General features: G+C 70.0%; 2 protein-coding genes. One reads left to right on the top strand and one right to left on the bottom strand.

Going from position 1 to position 1083, the window contains the following annotated elements; translation table 11 throughout:
• Window positions 1–206: 206 nt before the first annotated feature.
• Window positions 207–533: a plasmid stabilization protein gene (locus ACFWY6_RS45535; RefSeq protein WP_384703836.1), complete on the bottom strand. Its 327-nt coding sequence runs from the start codon at window positions 531–533 to the stop codon at window positions 207–209.
• A 183-nt stretch (window positions 534–716) separates the two neighbouring features.
• On the opposite strand from ACFWY6_RS45535, the gene ACFWY6_RS45540 reads away from it, so the two are divergent.
• On the top strand, window positions 717–998 hold the full coding sequence (locus tag ACFWY6_RS45540; RefSeq protein WP_384703839.1) for a type II toxin-antitoxin system Phd/YefM family antitoxin: 282 nt from the start codon (window positions 717–719) through the stop codon (window positions 996–998).
• Window positions 999–1083 lie beyond the last annotated feature (85 nt).

A 1083-nucleotide genomic window follows, 5' to 3' on the forward strand; every position in this document is an offset into this window, starting at 1 on the left:
ACACCCCGCCCCGCCTTGGTCTGGGGGGCTGGGTGTGGTGTATCCGAGACTGGCTCCTCGCCGACCGCATGACCGACGTGCGCGAGCGATATGGCCGGGGGCCCGAGGATCTCAATCTGGACCTCGGGCCGCTGGGGCCGCTGCTGCCCAGGGAGTAGCTCTCACCGAGCCGCCCGCAGTGCGTCCCAGTGCGTCCCAGTGCGTGATCAGCGGCCGAGCGCCTTCTTCAGCTCCTGCTTGTTCATGGCGGAGCGGCCGTCGATGTTGCGCTTCTTCGCCTCCGCGTACAGCTGGTCCCTGGTGGGGTCCTCGGCGCCGGTGTGCGAGCGGTGTCCGCCGCGCTCCGACGCGGACATCCGGTCGCGCGTGGACACCTTGCCGGCGGTCTTCGACTCGCCGGAGCGGGCGCGTTCCTTGTTCACGGTGCGGGCCGCGATCTCCTTCGCCCGGCGGGTGGACTCACCTCGCTGCTCGGCGCTCTCCTTGATGTGCTCGTACTGCCGTTCGCGCTTCTTGTTCGACCCTGCGGGCATCACGCGGCTCCTCTCCTGGATCGCCGGACACACGACGGGTTCCCCCGTCGACGATCGCATGCCGGGGCGCCGAATTCTCGGTGGAGAGGCAGGGAGCGGGTCCGGGTGAAACCCTCTGACCTGCGGCGTATTCGCTCCGTGCGCGCCCCTGTGGCGGTGCGGGGCGCCGGTTAAGCTGGGGGCATGGCCTACGAGATTCCGGTGACGCAAGCCCGAGCAGAGCTCGCCGATCTGATCAACCGCGTTGTGTACGGCGGTGAGCGCGTGGTCGTCACCCGGCACGGCAAGCCGCTCGTGGCCCTGGTCTCCGCCGCCGACCTGGAGCGACTGCAGGAGCTTCCGGACGCCGCCGAGGAGCAGGTGGTCAGCTCCGTCTCGTCGGTGCGCTCCACGTCGTCGTCGGACGCGGGCCGGCAGCATCGTTTCGGAATCGCCGCCGAGCACCGGGGCCCCAACGCCACGTAGCCGCACCGCCTGTGGGCGCTGAACGGACACACGGAAGAACAGACACAAGACCAAGGCCGTACGCCCCCGTCCGCTACAGCGGGGG

Source organism: Streptomyces sp. NPDC059037 (assembly GCF_042740015.1).
In the GTDB taxonomy this organism is placed as follows: Bacteria; Actinomycetota; Actinomycetes; order Streptomycetales; family Streptomycetaceae; genus Streptomyces.

What these genes read in the sequence shown, in the direction of transcription:
- ACFWY6_RS45535 (WP_384703836.1), bottom strand. Translation starts at nt 533, where the DNA reads ATGCCCGCAGGGTCGAACAAGAAGCGCGAACGGCAGTACGAGCACATC.
- ACFWY6_RS45540 (WP_384703839.1), top strand. Translation starts at nt 717, where the DNA reads ATGGCCTACGAGATTCCGGTGACGCAAGCCCGAGCAGAGCTCGCCGAT.